Below are 14,432 nucleotides of genomic sequence, written 5' to 3'. Positions count from 1 at the left end.
ACGGCACCCGGATCGACCTCCAGGACCAGTTCACCCTCACCCTCGACGAACTACGCCAGGCCCACGAAGCCACCATCCCCGGCCTCCTCGCCTGAACGGGCCGAAGGCTGTGACCGTTTCCCGTGGAGAGACGGTCACAGCCGACGGACTTCGTTCAGGGGATCAGCACCCTCCGCCCCACCAGGCGGTGACCGTGCCGGGCGATCCGTCGCACGACGTCGACCAGCAGGGTGCGTTCGACCTCCTTGATCCGTTCGTGCAGCCGGGCTTCGTCGTCCTCGTCCCGGACCTCGACCACGCCCTGGGCGATGACCGGACCGGTGTCGACGCCGTCGTCCACGAAGTGCACCGTGCATCCGGTGACCTTGACGCCGTACGCGAGCGCGTCGCGGACGCCATGGGCGCCCGGGAAGCAGGGCAGCAGGGCGGGGTGGGTGTTGACGACCCGACCACCGAACCGGGTCAGGAAGTGTTTCCCCAGGATCTTCATGAAGCCGGCCGACACGATGAGGTCCGGTTCGTACGCGGCCACCTGCTCGGTGAGCGCCGCGTCCCACGCGTCACGGGAGTCGAAATCCCGCACCCGGCACATGAAGGTCGGCACGCCTGCCCGTTCGGCCCGCGTCAGGCCGGCGACGCCCGGTCGATCGGCTCCGACGGCGACGACCGTCGCCCCGAAGCCGGCCGGGTCCGCGGCGGCCGCGTCGAGAAGGGCCTGCAGGTTCGTGCCACCGCCGGACACCAGGACGACCAGGCGGGCACGCGATGTCTCTCGGTGTGTCATGACAGGGCGTCCACCAGCGCGTCCCCGCGGAGGGTGCGGGAGATCCGCACCTCCCGTCCCTGCCGCTCCCGGGAGAGCAGGCCGGCCTGTTCCAGTTGCCGGCAGTGGTACGTCACCGTGCCGGCGGTGCAGTGGAGCATGTCGGCCAGCGTGCCCATGGAGACGGACTGCGTCCCCTTCCGCAGGATGACCGCCCGCAGCTCGCCGAGCGTCAGCGCGAGGGGATCGGCCGACGCCCCCTCCTGGGTCTCGCTCCCCCGCAACAACCGGCCGAGTCCGGCGAGGGGATAGCCGATGTGGGCATGGCCGTCCGGGTCGACGCGGCTGACGCACGCGCGCGTGCCGGAGACCAGGGGCGTGAGCGTCATCCGGCGCAGCGGGGTCGGGGGCGGCGACGGCGCGTTCGCCGGGAGCACGAGATTGCCGTCCGCGAAGGAGACCCTGGGACTGAGGTCGGCGAGAACGGCCCCCATCGCTCCGGTGACGGAAGCCACACCGATGCGCCCGACCTCCCTTTCGAGGAATGGTTTACTCCGCTGCCAGAGCTGGGCCAGGGAGGCCCATACCGTGCGGGCCATAGCGGCGTACGCGATGAGGAATCTAGACGGATTCTCGATGACTTTGCGCCACATCGGCGGCACTTTTCCGTCATACAAGCGGCCGAGATCGGTGATCAGCGCCTCCGGCGCCGTCCCGGCAATTCTCTGGGTCTCCTCCCGAATGCTCTTCCCGTCCTCGTCCCCACTCATCCAGAGGAGGCGGGGAACATGGAGGGTGCCCGTCGAGGTGAGGGCCCCGGCCACGTCCGACAGATGGTCCGGGCAGGCCGCCCGCAAAGACCTCCGCCAGTTCACCGGTACCCCCTGCGGCACACCGAAGGTGTCCGCCAGAAGTGAAAGAACCGACATACCCGGCTGTATCGATACAGACACTGGTATGTCCACATTTGTGCCTACCTGAAGTCGGACGATTTCGCCCACTTCGCTCCCCCGTTTTCAGTGTTTCAGCGGTGACCCGCCTGCGATCCGCACGCCGGGAAGCACCCTCAGCGTGCCAGGTGTTGCGACTTCGAGGACCGGTCAGTCCGGTGACCTGCGCACCGGGGCCGCTGCCGTGAGCGGCCCGGGCAGCCCCGGTCGCGGGGCAGGGCCTTCGGCCCCCGGTCTGTCATCACAGCACCGGGTCCGGCGGGAAAGGAACGTGCGCATGGAGCTACCTGCCCTGCCGAAGCGAATGAGTGCACAGATCAGCGAGGGCAAGGCAAGACCCCGTCCCCCCGCACGGCGATCCTCGCCATCGATCCTTACTCAGTGCCCGGCAGAAGGGCCATCCGAAAGAGTTGCCTGATGTTACATTGCACATCTGTGAAGCGGTGTCCGAGGTGCGCAATGGCGCCCAATTGCGGCCAAGCCGAGCCAAAGGCTCCCTGCGATTGGGCGAAAGGGCTATACCGTCAGGCGGTAGTTGAAGGCGATATCTTTATTGACGTCATACCGGATTGCTTGCGGAAACTTCAACTGCTGGTCACCTCGGGCGAGGAGGACGGACCGGCCCGCGCGGTCCCGCCTCCCGTCGCCGCCGAGGCGGCCCTCCGGCCCCTGGAAGAGGCGATGACGCGGCTGCGGCGAGAGGCGTCGGAGATCCGCGCCGCCGTGGCGGCGTACGACTCCGTGTACTCCGAGGGCAGGGGCCGCACGGAGGAGAGTCTCAGCGTCGTCCACGGCAGGCGCGCCATCAACCACGCACTGGAGGCCGCCGCGCAGAGCTGCGCCACCGAGGTTCTCGTCGCCCAGCCGGGCGGCGGCCTGCCGGCCGAGCTGTTGCACCGGGGCCTCGCGCTGAGCCTCCCGCTGCTCGCGCGGGGCGTGCGCCAGCGCACCCTTTACCAGCACTCCGCGCGGACCCACAAGCCGACCCTCACCCACATCGAGCAGCTCCTCGCGCACGGCGCCGAGGTCCGCACCCTCGCGGAGATGTCCGACCAACTCATCATCTGCGACCAGGACGTGGCGTTCCTTCCCTCGACGGAGGACGCGGGGCACGCGATGCTGGTCGCGAAACACCCGGACCTGGTCAGGTACCTCCGGGTGATGTTCGAGCGCTCCTGGGGGCAGGCCGCGCCGGTCGACCCCTCGGCCTCCCGGCGGCCGGACAGCCCGTTCATGAGCGATCTCCGGCGGACGATCCTGCGGGCCATGGTCGAGGGGGAGACGGACGAGCGCATCGCCCGCAGGATCGGCCTGAGCCGCCGGACCGTCGTGTCGCACATCCGCAGGGTCGCCGAGCACTTCGGCAGCAACAGCCGTGCCCAGCTGGGCTTCCTGCTCGCCCGGTCCGGCCTCCTCGACGACGACGTCGCCCCCGGCGGCTCTCCCGGCGGCTATCCCGGCGGCGCACCGGGCGGCGCCCTCGGCGGCACCGAGGGTGCCACGCCGCACAGGCCGGCGTCACCCTTCACCTCCGACTGACCCGGAGCGGCACGCTCCGGCACGCCCCGCACGCCGAAACACCGGCACCCGCGCGACCGTTCGCACGTACGGCTGATCACCCGGGAGAGGTACGTGACGCCCCGACGGCGGCCCTCCCCGCTCCGGCGCACGCCGACCGCCCCTCTTCCGCGCGGACACCGGGAAGTGACGGTTCCTCAGGTCTTCGGGACTCCAGCGGTTTGCCCCGCTTCGGGTGGAGCCGATTATGCGACGCATTACCAACTCTTTACGCGGCGCCTCCGCAACCTCCCCCACCCTTCGAGCGGTTGTCACAGCGTCCGATCGTCGGACAGGCACCACAGTCACACGACCTCTCCCGTCGAAGGAGCATCATGTCCCTCCCCCTGACCCGTCGGATCGCCCGTGCCGCGCTGCTGATCGCAGCGGGCGCAGCTCCCGTGGTCGGTGCGGCCGGCTCCGCAAGCGCCGTGGACCTCCCCGCAGCCCCCGAGCTGAGCGGCGTGAGCAGCCTGGACACCGCCTCCGCGACCGACACCGTCAGCGGCGCCGCCTCCGGCACGACCGGCATGGCCGGCGAGGCCGGCGGCAAGGCGGTCGAGCAGGCCGTACCCGTGGCCGGCGAGACCGTCGCCAAGACGGGCGGGGCCGCCACCCCCACCGCCCGGAAGGCCGCCGGTGACGCGGCCGGTGGCGCCGGGGACCTCGTCGGCGGCGCCGCGGCCGCCGCGCCCACCGACGCGCTCCGCGGCGGCGTACCGGCGGAGCTGCCGGTGAAGACCCTCCCGGCGCTCGGCCGGTAGGACCCGCGCGCGAAGGGCCCGGGGAGCCACGCACTCTCCCCGGGCCCTTCCGTGGGTCTCAGCCCAACCGCTTGACCGCGGCCTCGACCCTCTCGTCGGTGGCGGTGAACGCCACCCGTACGAACCGCTCGCCCGCCTCGCCGTAGAAGTCGCCGGGGGCGGCCAGGATGCCGAGGGACGCCAGGTACCCCACGGTGTCCCAGCAGGGCTCGTCGCGGGTCGCCCACAGGTACAGGCTCGCCTCGCTGTGCTCGATCCGGAAGCCGTGCGCCTCCAGCGCCGTGCGCAGCGCCCCGCGCCGTGCCGCGTACCGGGCACGCTGCTCGGTCACGTGCGCGTCGTCGCCGAGGGCCGCGACCGTCGCCGCCTGCACCGGCGCGGGCGTCATCATCCCGCCGTGCTTGCGGATCCGGAGCAGCTCGCCGAGCACGGCCGGGTCACCCGCGACGAACGCGGCGCGGTAGCCGGCCAGGTTCGAGCGCTTGGACAGCGAGTGGACGGCGACGATCCCCTCGTACGAACCTCCGCACACGTCCGGGTGCAGTACGGAGACGGGGTCGGCCTCCCAGCCGAGCTCCAGGTAGCACTCGTCGCTGAAGACGAGGACGCCGTGCTCCCGCGCCCACGCGACGATCCGGACCAGCTCGTCCTTCGGGACGACCTTGCCGGTCGGGTTGGACGGCGAGTTCAGCCACAGCAGCTTCAGCCCGGCCGGGTCCAGCTCCGTCGGGTCGTCGTAGACCACCGGCGTCGCGCCGCAGAGCCGGGCGCCGACCTCGTACGTCGGGTAGGCGAGCCGCGGGTAGGCCACCGTGTCGCCGGCGCCCAGGCCCAGCTGGGTCGGCAGCCAGGCCACCAGCTCCTTGGAGCCGACGACCGGCAGGACGTTGGTGTGCGCCAGGCCGCGCGCTCCGAGGCGCCGCTCGCACCAGCCGGTGAGCGCGTCGCGCAGCTCCGGGGTCCCCCACACCGTCGGATAGCCCGGCGAGTCCGCCGCGGACACGAGCGCCCGCCGGACCACCTCGGGGACGGGGTCCACCGGTGTACCGACGGACAGGTCCACGATGCCGTCCGGGTGGGCCATGGCCGTCTTCTTGTACGGCTCGAGCCTGTCCCACGGGAAGACGGGGAGGCGTGAGGAGACGGGGGAGGACACGGTGCTCGCTTTCTTCTGCTGAGGGTCGATACGCGTCGGTCCCGTACAGCGGCGGAGCCGTACGGGACCGAGGACGCGCGATCAGCCGTTCTGCGGCGGCAGGGCGGCGATGAAGGGGTGGTCGCGCTCGATCAGGCCCAGCTTCGAGGCGCCACCGGGCGAACCGAGGTCGTCGAAGAACTCGACGTTCGCCTTGTAGTAGTCCTTCCACTCCTCCGGAGTGTCGTCCTCGTAGAAGATCGCCTCGACCGGGCAGACCGGCTCACAAGCACCGCAGTCGACGCATTCGTCCGGGTGGATGTACAAGGACCGCTGGCCCTCGTAGATGCAGTCGACGGGGCACTCCTCGATGCATGCCTTGTCCTTGACGTCGACACAAGGCTGCGCGATGACGTAGGTCACGCTGGTCGTTCCTCCTCGGTAGGGCCGTGTGCGCGGGAGCGCGGCGTCGTCGATGCCCGCACCTAGTATCTCCGTTCTCGGGACGGAACCGAACAGGAGGGGCGGACACAGCTGTGGAATTCACTGCGGGCGGACGGCTGGAGGTCCGTATCACCCCTTCTGACGTGGGAAAAAGAGTGTCCGTCCGTCGGTTGAGCGACCCTGGAGCACACCCGGAGAAGTTCACCGACACGGTTGGTGTTCTCACATCATGGGACGCCGGTGTGCTGCTGATCACACGACGGACCGGTGAGACCGTCCGTATGCCGGAATCGTCGCTGGTGGCGGGCAAGGTCGTGCCGGCCGCGCCCGCCCGGCGCAGGGGCCCGGCGGCCGGTTTCGGAGAACTCGCGCGGGTGACCGCGCGGGCCTGGCAGCCGGTGGAGAGCGAGCCGCTCGGCGAGTGGACGCTGCGGGCCTCGGGCGGGTTCACCCGGCGGGCCAACTCGGCGCTGCCGCTCGGCGATCCCGGCATGCCGCTCGACGACGCCCTGGCGCGCACGTGTGCCTGGTACGAGGAGCGGGGCCTGCCGCCGTACGTGCAGGTGGCGACCGGCGCGGAAGGCACCCAGGAACGGCTGTGCGCGGCGCTGGAGGAGCGCGGCTGGCGCCGGGAGGTCACGGCGGAGGTACGGATCGGGGGGCTCGCGCCGATCGGCGACCCGGAGCCCGGGGACGTACGGCTGTCCCGGTCCGTGGACGCGGCGTGGCTGCGCCGCTACAACCGCTCGGGCGAGCCCGGCCCCCACGTGCTGCGCGTCCTCGGCGCCGGACCGTCCGTGTGGTTCGCCTCGGTGCCGGGCGAGGGCGATGTGCCCGCCGCCGTCGGGCGGTGTGTGGTGGACGGGCGGTGGGCCGGCTTCATGGCGGTCGAGGTGGATCCGGCGTACCGGCGGCGCGGCCTGGGCACGGCCGTGATGGCGGCGCTCGCCCGCCGGGCGCTGGAGGAGGGCGCGTCCGCGGCCTGGCTGCAGGTGGAGTCGGACAACGAGGGCGCCGTCGCCCTGTACGAGGGGATGGGCTTCGCCGTCCACCACCTGTACCACCACTTCCGATCCCCCGAAGCGGGTACGTGAGGCGTATGCACACCACCGAGTGGCGCCGCCGGTTCGCCGAGGAGGCCCGCGAGGAACGTCCGGACCTCGCGACCCTCTGCCTGCTGGTGGGCGCGGAGGCGGATCCCGCCCTGGGGCAGGCCGGGCTGGACGCCGCCGAGATCGAGCTGGACCGGCTGGCCGGGCTGCTGCCGTACGGGCTGCGCGGCCCGCGCTCCTGGGCCACCGCGGTCGCCGGGCTCCTCGGCGACCGGTGCGGCTTCCACGGCACGCCCGGCGACTACCAGCGCCTGGAGTCGTCGCTGCTGCACGAGGTGCTGCGGCGGCACCGGGGGCTGCCCATCCTGCTGTCGGTCGTGTGGATGGAGGTGGCGCGGCGGGCCGGCGCCCCGGTGTACGGGGTGGCGCTGCCGGGGCACTTCGTGGTCGGGTTCGGCGACCCCGGGGAGCGGATTCTGGCGGACCCGTTCGCCGGCGGCCGGACGCTGACGGGGCCGGAAGCGGAGCTGCTGGTGGCGGAGGCGACCGGGGAGCGGCTGAGTCCGTCGATGCTGGCCCCGGCGGACCCGCTGCAGATCGTGCAGCGGATCCTGAACAACATCCGCGCCTGGGCCTCGGTACGCCCCGAGCGCTCGGACGTGGCCCTGTGGGCGGTCGAGCTGTCCCTGCTGCTGCCCGCGCACCCGGCCCGGCTGCGTTTCGAGCGCGCCCAGTTGCTGGTCCAGCGGGGCGACTTCCTGACGGGCGCGGCGGAGATGGACGCGTACGCCGAGGTGGTGGCCCCGGTCGAGCCGACCGTGGCGGAATCGGTCCGCCACCGTGCCCGAGCGGCCCGCGCCCGCCTGAACTGACCCCGGCCCACGGACGGCATACGGCCCGGCGCGCCACGCGGGGTCGCGGCCGGCCCGCGGACGCGCCCGCCGCGCGGTGCGTCAGTCGCGGTCGACGTGTTCGCGCACAATCCTGCCGGTCCTCGCGTCGATGTCGTACGTCGTCCCGGTCCAGTCGTTCGTCGTCACGACGTCGACCGACCACACACCGTCGTCCGACTGGACCGCGGTGACCGCGCCCTTCTTCCGGTCGGTGGCCGTCCGGGCGGCTTGGTGCGGGGTGACCGCGGCGGCGCGGAGCCGGTCGGTGAGCTCGCGCTCGTCGTCCCGGTCCTGGCCGGGTCGACCCGCGACTCGCTCACCTCGCCGGAGACGGCGTCGGCCCGGACGGTGTGGACGGTGCCGTCCTGGGCGGCGACCGCGGTGACCCACTCGGGGGTGCGCGGGCCGGGGCTCGGGCTGCCGACGGCCGAGCGGGCCCACTCCGGCTCGGTCCCGGCGAGCCTGCCCTCCCGTACCCCGGCGCGCCGTCCCGGCCGCCTTGTCCCGCGGCACCTCGGTCGCCCGGAGCAGGGCCGTCCGTTCCGCCTGGTCCTGGGTCAGGCGCTTGGGCGGCCGGCTCCCGGCGGGGCCGCGGGACGGCGAGGACGCGGCGGCCGAGGGCGCGGCGGCGGCGACCCGCGGTTCCCGGGCGTCCCCCGCACCCGGTGAGGAGCGGCGCGGTCGCGGTGGCGGCGCACACGGCGGCGACGGCGGCGATGACACGGAGGCGGGGGCGAGCGGTCATGCCGGCACCGGTGACCCCTTCGGCGGCCGCGCATGCCGAGTCGGCCCCTGCTCACCCGGAAGGCCCCCGCCCGGAGGGACGGGGGCCTCGCGCCGGACCGGGGCCGGGGTTCAGCCCTGGGGGTTGAGCTCGATCGTCTCGGTGCGCTCGGCGGGGGTCTTGCCGAGCAGGGCCTTCTGCATCGCGTGGGCCACGTCGTCGACGGAGACCTCGTGCTGCTTGCCGTCACCCTTGGTGATCATGACGCCCTCGAAGACGCCGTCGAGGAGCTTCTCGATGGCCTGCTTGTCGTAGACCTCCACCAGACGGCCGCCGACCGGCTTCATGGACAGGATCTGCGGCAGGGACCGGGACGGCCCGAACTGGATCTCCTTGCCGCCCGCCCTGATGGTGATCCGGGCGGACATCGCCGGCTCGGCGAACTCCCTCATCGCCCGGTCGAGCTCGGCCCGGGTGATGGTGGGTTCCTTGGCGACGACGGGCAGTTCCACCGGATTCGTCCGGCCCGTCTCGACCTGGGCGCGGTAGGCGTCCCGTACCGAGATCATCGAACGCCGCACGTCCAGGGCCTTGCCGGGCTTGCCGGGCACGGCGACGGCCTTGTCCGGCTTGAACTCGATCGTGCCCTCGGTGACCGAGCCGGACGTGCCCGCCAGGTCGGTCAGGGCGACGCTCAGCTTCTCCTCGTCGACCGGGATGACCGGCTGGGCGACGCGCTCGCCGCCGAAGAGGGAGCCGATCACGGAGACGGGGTTGTAGTCGGCGCCCGCGGCGGCCCGCACGGTCTCCTGGGCGTCGAGGGAGAGCCCGGCCTTGTCCGGGGCCAGCTCCTCCTTCTTGCCGCCCACGCTGAGCTGGAGCGGGGCGGACGCCCGCTCGCCGAAGGCGCTCTCCAGCTTCTGCACCGCCTGCTCCTTGGTGCCGCCGCCGATGTCGACGCCGAGGACCGTGGTGCCCTTCGGTACGTCGGAGTGGTTGAGGAGCAGACCGGCGCCGTACGCGACACCCGCCAGGACGACCGCGGCCACGCCGAGGAGGACCAGCTTGGAGCGGCCCTTCTTCTGCGGGCGGGCCGGCGCGGCAGCGGCCGGCGCCGCCGGGGCGGGCGGCGCGGGGGCGGCCGCGGGCTCCGGGTCGTCGAACGCCGGGTGGACCGGGTCGGCGGCCACCTGCGCCGGGCCCGAGACCGGGAACGGCGACGGACCGCGGCGCTCCGGCGTCACCACGGGGATGCCGCTGGTGAGGGTGTCGCCCGAGACGTTGCCGCCGGCCGGCGGGCCCGGCTCGTAGTCGAAGCCGGGCTCCGGCACGGGCTGCTGCGGCGTCAGTACGGCGGTGTCGTCGGAGATCCACGGCGCCTGACCGGCTCCGCCGGCCACGGGGCCCGGGTCACCGGCGACAGGACCCGGGACGCCGGCCGCCGGGCCCATGGTGCCGGTCACCGGGCCGGTGGTCGGACCGCTCGGGTGCGCGGGGCGGCCGGGGAACGCGGCGTCCCCCGCCAGGTCGGCGAGCGAGCTGTGCGGGCGCGGGGCGCCGGCGCGGGGGCCGTCGGCGCGCGGCGCGTGCGGGGCCTGCGGCACGTTCGGGGCCTGCGGGGCCTCGGCCGGGTGCGGTGCGCCGTGGGCGGGCGGGCGGCCCGGCGCCGGCGCGGCCTGCTGCGCGGGGGCGGGAGCAGGGCCGGAGCCGGGTGCGGCGGCCGGGGGCTTGCGGGGGGCAAACCAGTCGCTGGGCGCCTTCTCCCCCGCCTGCGGCTCCTCCACCGGCTTCGGCGCCTCGGCCGCCGGCGGCCGCTCGACGGCGGGCCGGGGGGCCGGAGCGGCTCCGGTCGCGGAACCGTCGGTGCCGGTCACCGGCTTGCGCACGACGACCGGCGGGATCGGCCGCGAGCCCGGGATGTTGATCCGGATGCGGGTGGTCAGCGTGGTCTCGGTCCTGGGCTCGCCCGGCTCCGCGGCGGCGGCTCCGGTGCCCTCCTCCGGTGCGTCCTGCGTCGGGTGCAGCGACGGATACTGGCGCGATCCGTACGGCGGTGTACCCGAGGGGTACGCGGCTCCGCCGCGCCCCTGCGGGCCGGAGGACGAACTGTCAGTTTCACGACTCAAAGCAGGTTCTCCCGGTTGGCTCCGCCGCCCGCTCTTACACGTGCGGGCGCTCGGCGGCGCGCACCACCATACTGGCCACCGCCGCCGGGTATCCCACGACCACGAATACCCGAGCGGTCATTCCGCCCCAAGTCAGGGCACGTCACGCACCAAGTGCCCCGGATCGGCCGCCCTGATGGGGAAGCCGGGGAATCGTGGCGCACATCACAGCGGTGGCCATGCCGCCGACGAGGTACACCAGCTCGGCGAGGCCGCCCCAGAACACCTGGTCGCCCTCGGGCCGGCCGAGGCTCAACAGCACGACGGCGAGCAGCCATCCGGCGCCCGGCGCCATCACGCCCGCCTGCGTGCCGGTCGCGCGCAGCCCGCCGTAGAAGAGGCCCGTGCACGCGGCCAGCGCCAGCAGCAACCCGCCCGGGAACCAGGCGCCTTGGACCAGCGCCCCGGCGATCCCGACCACGGCGCCGAGGACCGCCAGCCCCGCGTACGCGGCGATCCGCCCGGCCCGCACGCCCCGGCTCACGACGTCACCCCGGCGAACAGGTCGTCCTCCCGCCGGCCGGCCGGGGCGCCCGGTTCGCCCCGCACCAACTGGTAGTACTCCGTTTCGAAGAGGGGCTGCCCCAGGTCGTTGGAGAGGGCGAAGAAGGCGCCCTCCACGGCGATCTGCGTGGCGTGGGCGCGCATCGCGGCGGCCTTCCGTCCGGCGTGTTCCGCCCCGCCGATCCCGGCGGTGACGAGGGCGTCGTCGACGACGCCGGGCACGTCCTCGACGGAGGCGGTGCGCGGGAAGGCGCCCGCCGCCCGCAGGCGGGCGAAGCCCTCCTCGGCGACCGAGCGCGGCACCCGGTTCCAGTAGATCTTCGCGATCCGGTGCGGTGCGCCGAGGTCGGGCCGGAAGGCCGGATCGGCGGCCAGGTCGGCGGCGCGCATGGCGACGCGGTGGGCCTGGATGTGGTCGGGGTGGCCGTAGCCGCCGTCCGGGTCGTACGTCACGAGGACCTGCGGGCGGACCTCCCGGACGACCTCGACGAGGTAGGGGGCGGCGGCGTCCACGTCCGTGTTCCAGAAGGCGCCGTCGCGGCGGTTCTGCTCGGCACCCATCATCCCGGAGTCGCGGAACCGGCCGGGACCGCCGAGGAAGCGGTGGTCGGTGACGCCCAGCTCCTTCATCGCGGCGGCCAGTTCACCGGCGCGATGAGGGCCGAGCCGGTCGTCCCGGTCCGGTGCCAGGTGGGCGAGGGCGGGCGGGATGACCTCGCCCTCCTCGCCCCGTGTGCAGGTCACCAGGGTGACCTGGGCACCCTCGGCCGCGTACTTGGCCATGGTGGCGCCGTTGTTGATCGACTCGTCGTCGGGGTGCGCGTGCACCAGGAGCAGACGACGGGCGGGAAGTTCCGTCATACGGACACTCTAAGAGGACACCACCCAGGGACGTCTCCGTGGAGTCTCGCCCGGCCCGCCCTCCGGGCGGACGCCGACACTCTCCCGGACACCCCCTAGAACTTGATGCCGCCGATCATGCCCGCCACGTTCGTCGTCAGCTCGCTGATGGTCGGGGCGATGGAGGAACTCGCCAGGTAGAAGCCGAGCAACATGCAGACGACCGCGTGCCCGGCCTTCAGGCCGGACTTCCGGATCAGCAGGAAGACGACGATCGCCAGCAGCACCACCGCCGAAATCGAGAGTGCCACGGCGGTTCACCTCCATACGTGTTCGTTTCCGACCGGGCAGGGCGCACGTGCCGGAGAGTACATACCCACCCGGCGCTACGGATCATAACTTTCCGTTCCCACGCATCGATCGGTGCACGGCAGCACATGGGGGCGCACGACCGCTACTTTCGGTCGTATGACCGCTACTTTCGGTCGTATGACCTCCAGGCAGCAGCTCTCATTCCCCCGGCAGTACGCACGGACCCAGCGCTACACCCTCGGTGTTCCCCGGGCGTTCACCGTCTCGCCCGACGGATCCCGGGTGGTGTTCCTCCGCTCCCCGTCGGGCACCGACAGAGCGAACCGGCTGTGGGTGCTCGACCTGGACGACGGCGCGCGCGAGCGGGTCGCCGCCGACCCCGAGGCGCTGCTGGGCGGCGTGGACGAGGAGTTGGCGCCCGAGGAGCGCGCTCGCCGCGAGCGCAGCCGGGAGGGCGCGGGCGGCATCGTGGGGTACGCGGTGGACGGGGCGGTCGAGTTGGCGGCCTTCGCGCTGTCGGGGCGGCTGTTCGTCGCGGAGCTCAGGGCCGGGACGGCGCGCGAGCTGCGGGTGCCCGGCCCGGTGATCGACCCGCGGCCGTCGCCGGACGGGCGGTACGTCGCGTACGTCCGAGGGGGCGCCCTGCGGGTGGCGGGCACCGGGGAGGAGGGCGGCGACCGGGCGCTGGCCGAGCCGGAGAACCCGCAGGTCACGTATGGGTCGGCGGAGTTCATCGCGGCCGAGGAGATGGGTCGCTCGCGGGGGTTCTGGTGGGCCCCGGAGTCGGACCGGCTGCTGGTCGCGCGGGTCGACGACAGTGCCGTACGGCGCTGGTGGATCGCCGATCCGGCGCATCCGGACCGAGAGCCGGCGGAGGTGGCCTACCCGGCGGCGGGGACGGACAACGCGGAGGTGTCGCTGTGTCTGCTCGGCCTGGACGGAACGCGTACGGAAGTCGAGTGGGACCGTAGGCGTTACCCGTATCTGGCCCGGGTCCACTGGTCGTCCGGCGGGGCACCGCTGCTGCTGGTGCAGGCACGCGACCAGCGCACGGCGCTGTACCTGGCGGTGGACACCGCCACGGGGGCGACCCGGACGGTCCATGCCGACGAGGACCCGGATTGGCTGGAACTGCTCGGTGGGGTTCCGGCCTGGACTCCGGACGGGCGGCTGGTACGGATCGCCGACGAGGGCGGGGCGCGGGTACTGGCGGTCGGCGACCGGACGCTGACGGATGCCCGGCTCCACCTCCGGGGCGTGCTGGACGTCGGTACGAACGACGTGCTGGTGTCGGCGTCGGCGGGCGAGGAGGCGCAGGCGGCGGAGATCGGTGAGATCCATGTGTACCGGGTCGGCGAACGGGACGTCCTGCGGGTCTCCGAAGGGCCCGGCATCCACTCGGCGGTCCGGTCCGGGGCGGTGGCCGTCCTGGCGTCGGCGCGCCCCGGCGAGCCGGGGACGACGGTGCGGGTGCTGCGGGACGGCGAGCCGGTGGCGGAGGTGGCGTCGTACGCGGAACGGCCGGTGCTGTCGCCGCGCCTGACGCTCACCGAGTCGGGGCCGCGCCGCATCCCGTGCGCGGTGCTGCTGCCCCGCGGCCACCGGGAGGGCGACGGGCCGCTGCCGGTGCTGCTGGACCCCTACGGCGGGCCGCACGGGCAGCGGGTGCTGGCGGCGCACCATCCGCACCTGACCTCGCAGTGGTTCGCCGAGCAGGGTTTCGCGGTGGTCGTGGCGGACGGGCGGGGCGCGCCGGGGCGCTCGCCGGCCTGGGAGAAGGCGGTGAAGGGCCGGCTGACGCTGACGCTGGACGACCAGGTCGAGGCGCTGCACGGGCTGGCGGACCGGTTCCCGCTGGACCTGGGCCGGGTGGCGGTGCGGGGCTGGTCGTTCGGCGGGTACCTGGCGGCGATGGCGGTGCTGCGGCGGCCGGACGTCTTCCACGCGGCGGTGGCGGGCGCGCCGATGTCCGACCTGCGGCTGTACGACACGCATTACATGGAGCGGTACCTGGGGCTGCCGGAGGAGGCGCCGGAGGTGTACGCCGAGAACTCGCTGATCACGGACGACGGTCTGTCGGCGCCGGAGAACCCCGCCCGGCCGTTGATGCTGGTCCACGGGCTGGCGGACGACAACGTGGTGGCGGCGCACACGCTGCGGCTGTCGTCGGCGCTGCTGGCGGCGGGCCGGCCGCACGAGGTGCTGCCGCTGACGGGCGTGACGCACATGACGCCGCAGGAGCAGGTCGCCGAGAACCTGCTGCTGCTCCAGGTGGACTTCCTGAAGCGGTCGCTCGGGGTCGCGTAGTGCGGCGACCGGCCGGGGCCGC

Annotated in this window: 14 protein-coding genes and 1 pseudogene; 6 read left to right on the top strand and 9 right to left on the bottom strand. The window is 73.4% G+C overall.

Going from position 1 to position 14,432, the window contains the following annotated elements; all coding sequences use genetic code 11:
- Window positions 1-154: 154 nt before the first annotated feature.
- Both purN and AC07DW_RS26495 read right to left on the bottom strand, forming a co-directional pair.
- Window positions 155-784 (bottom strand): phosphoribosylglycinamide formyltransferase, encoded by a 630-nt coding sequence (purN, locus tag AC07DW_RS26500; protein ID WP_478860196.1) that lies wholly within the window; start codon window positions 782-784, stop codon window positions 155-157.
- Complete coding sequence (locus tag AC07DW_RS26495) at window positions 781-1,692, bottom strand: MarR family transcriptional regulator (RefSeq protein WP_478860195.1); 912 nt, start codon at window positions 1,690-1,692, stop codon at window positions 781-783. The genes purN and AC07DW_RS26495 overlap by 4 nt, the downstream gene beginning before the upstream one ends.
- A gap of 594 nt (window positions 1,693-2,286) precedes the next feature.
- On the opposite strand from AC07DW_RS26495, the gene AC07DW_RS26490 reads away from it, so the two are divergent.
- Complete coding sequence (locus tag AC07DW_RS26490; RefSeq protein WP_478860194.1) at window positions 2,287-3,252, top strand: LuxR C-terminal-related transcriptional regulator; 966 nt, start codon at window positions 2,287-2,289, stop codon at window positions 3,250-3,252.
- A 353-nt stretch (window positions 3,253-3,605) separates the two neighbouring features.
- Window positions 3,606-4,034, top strand: coding sequence for an ATP-binding protein (locus tag AC07DW_RS26485; protein ID WP_478860193.1), 429 nt, complete (start codon window positions 3,606-3,608; stop codon window positions 4,032-4,034).
- A 58-nt stretch (window positions 4,035-4,092) separates the two neighbouring features.
- On the opposite strand, the gene dapC is transcribed toward AC07DW_RS26485, so the two are convergent.
- A complete protein-coding gene (dapC, locus tag AC07DW_RS26480; RefSeq protein ID WP_478860192.1) occupies window positions 4,093-5,190 on the bottom strand; it encodes a succinyldiaminopimelate transaminase in 1,098 nt (365 codons plus the stop codon).
- 81 nt (window positions 5,191-5,271) lie between these two features.
- Complete coding sequence (gene fdxA / locus AC07DW_RS26475; RefSeq protein ID WP_031078476.1) at window positions 5,272-5,592, bottom strand: ferredoxin; 321 nt, start codon at window positions 5,590-5,592, stop codon at window positions 5,272-5,274.
- A gap of 113 nt (window positions 5,593-5,705) precedes the next feature.
- On the opposite strand from fdxA, the gene AC07DW_RS26470 reads away from it, so the two are divergent.
- Together AC07DW_RS26470 and AC07DW_RS26465 are read left to right on the top strand one after the other, a co-directional pair.
- Window positions 5,706-6,707, top strand: coding sequence for a GNAT family N-acetyltransferase (locus AC07DW_RS26470; RefSeq protein WP_478860191.1), 1,002 nt, complete (start codon window positions 5,706-5,708; stop codon window positions 6,705-6,707).
- A 5-nt stretch (window positions 6,708-6,712) separates the two neighbouring features.
- A complete protein-coding gene (locus tag AC07DW_RS26465) occupies window positions 6,713-7,537 on the top strand; it encodes a transglutaminase family protein (protein ID WP_478860190.1) in 825 nt (274 codons plus the stop codon).
- Between the two features lie 81 nt (window positions 7,538-7,618).
- Here the strand turns inward: AC07DW_RS26465 and AC07DW_RS26460 are convergent.
- Window positions 7,619-7,741 (bottom strand): annotated as a pseudogene (locus AC07DW_RS26460) (PepSY domain-containing protein); the annotation flags it as partial.
- A 48-nt stretch (window positions 7,742-7,789) separates the two neighbouring features.
- Here AC07DW_RS26460 and AC07DW_RS26455 point away from each other — a divergent pair.
- A complete protein-coding gene (locus AC07DW_RS26455; protein ID WP_478860199.1) occupies window positions 7,790-8,227 on the top strand; it encodes a hypothetical protein in 438 nt (145 codons plus the stop codon).
- A gap of 186 nt (window positions 8,228-8,413) precedes the next feature.
- Here the strand turns inward: AC07DW_RS26455 and AC07DW_RS26450 are convergent, their stop codons facing one another.
- From AC07DW_RS26450 to AC07DW_RS26435, 4 genes are all read right to left on the bottom strand, one after another.
- On the bottom strand, window positions 8,414-10,408 hold the full coding sequence (locus AC07DW_RS26450) for a peptidoglycan binding domain-containing protein (RefSeq protein WP_478860189.1): 1,995 nt from the start codon (window positions 10,406-10,408) through the stop codon (window positions 8,414-8,416).
- 142 nt (window positions 10,409-10,550) lie between these two features.
- Complete coding sequence (locus AC07DW_RS26445) at window positions 10,551-10,931, bottom strand: DUF6113 family protein (protein ID WP_478860188.1); 381 nt, start codon at window positions 10,929-10,931, stop codon at window positions 10,551-10,553.
- Window positions 10,928-11,812 carry an N-acetyl-1-D-myo-inositol-2-amino-2-deoxy-alpha-D-glucopyranoside deacetylase gene (mshB, locus tag AC07DW_RS26440; RefSeq protein WP_478860187.1) on the bottom strand — a complete coding sequence of 295 codons (885 nt, stop codon included), beginning with the start codon at window positions 11,810-11,812 and terminating at the stop codon, window positions 10,928-10,930. The genes AC07DW_RS26445 and mshB overlap by 4 nt, the downstream gene beginning before the upstream one ends.
- Window positions 11,813-11,907: 95 nt before the next feature.
- Window positions 11,908-12,102: a hypothetical protein gene (locus tag AC07DW_RS26435; RefSeq protein ID WP_189550932.1), complete on the bottom strand. Its 195-nt coding sequence runs from the start codon at window positions 12,100-12,102 to the stop codon at window positions 11,908-11,910.
- 178 nt (window positions 12,103-12,280) lie between these two features.
- Between AC07DW_RS26435 and AC07DW_RS26430 the strand changes: the two genes are divergently transcribed.
- The gene (locus tag AC07DW_RS26430) at window positions 12,281-14,410 is read left to right on the top strand and encodes a prolyl oligopeptidase family serine peptidase (RefSeq protein ID WP_478860186.1); all 2,130 of its coding nucleotides are present in this window, start codon (window positions 12,281-12,283) and stop codon (window positions 14,408-14,410) included.
- Window positions 14,411-14,432 lie beyond the last annotated feature (22 nt).

The organism is Streptomyces sp. NPDC045701 (genome assembly GCF_056432045.1).
The sequence above is the reverse complement of the archived record's forward strand: the minus strand, read 5'-3'. Positions and strand labels throughout refer to the sequence as shown.

Bases quoted from the DNA above. Each gene is read 5' to 3' on its own strand.
- purN (WP_478860196.1), bottom strand. From the start codon at position 784: ATGACACACCGAGAGACATCGCGTGCCCGCCTGGTCGTCCTGGTGTCC.
- AC07DW_RS26495 (WP_478860195.1), bottom strand. From the start codon at position 1,692: ATGTCGGTTCTTTCACTTCTGGCGGACACCTTCGGTGTGCCGCAGGGG.
- AC07DW_RS26485 (WP_478860193.1), top strand. From the start codon at position 3,606: ATGTCCCTCCCCCTGACCCGTCGGATCGCCCGTGCCGCGCTGCTGATC.
- AC07DW_RS26465 (WP_478860190.1), top strand. From the start codon at position 6,713: ATGCACACCACCGAGTGGCGCCGCCGGTTCGCCGAGGAGGCCCGCGAG.
- mshB (WP_478860187.1), bottom strand. From the start codon at position 11,812: ATGACGGAACTTCCCGCCCGTCGTCTGCTCCTGGTGCACGCGCACCCC.
- AC07DW_RS26430 (WP_478860186.1), top strand. From the start codon at position 12,281: ATGACCTCCAGGCAGCAGCTCTCATTCCCCCGGCAGTACGCACGGACC.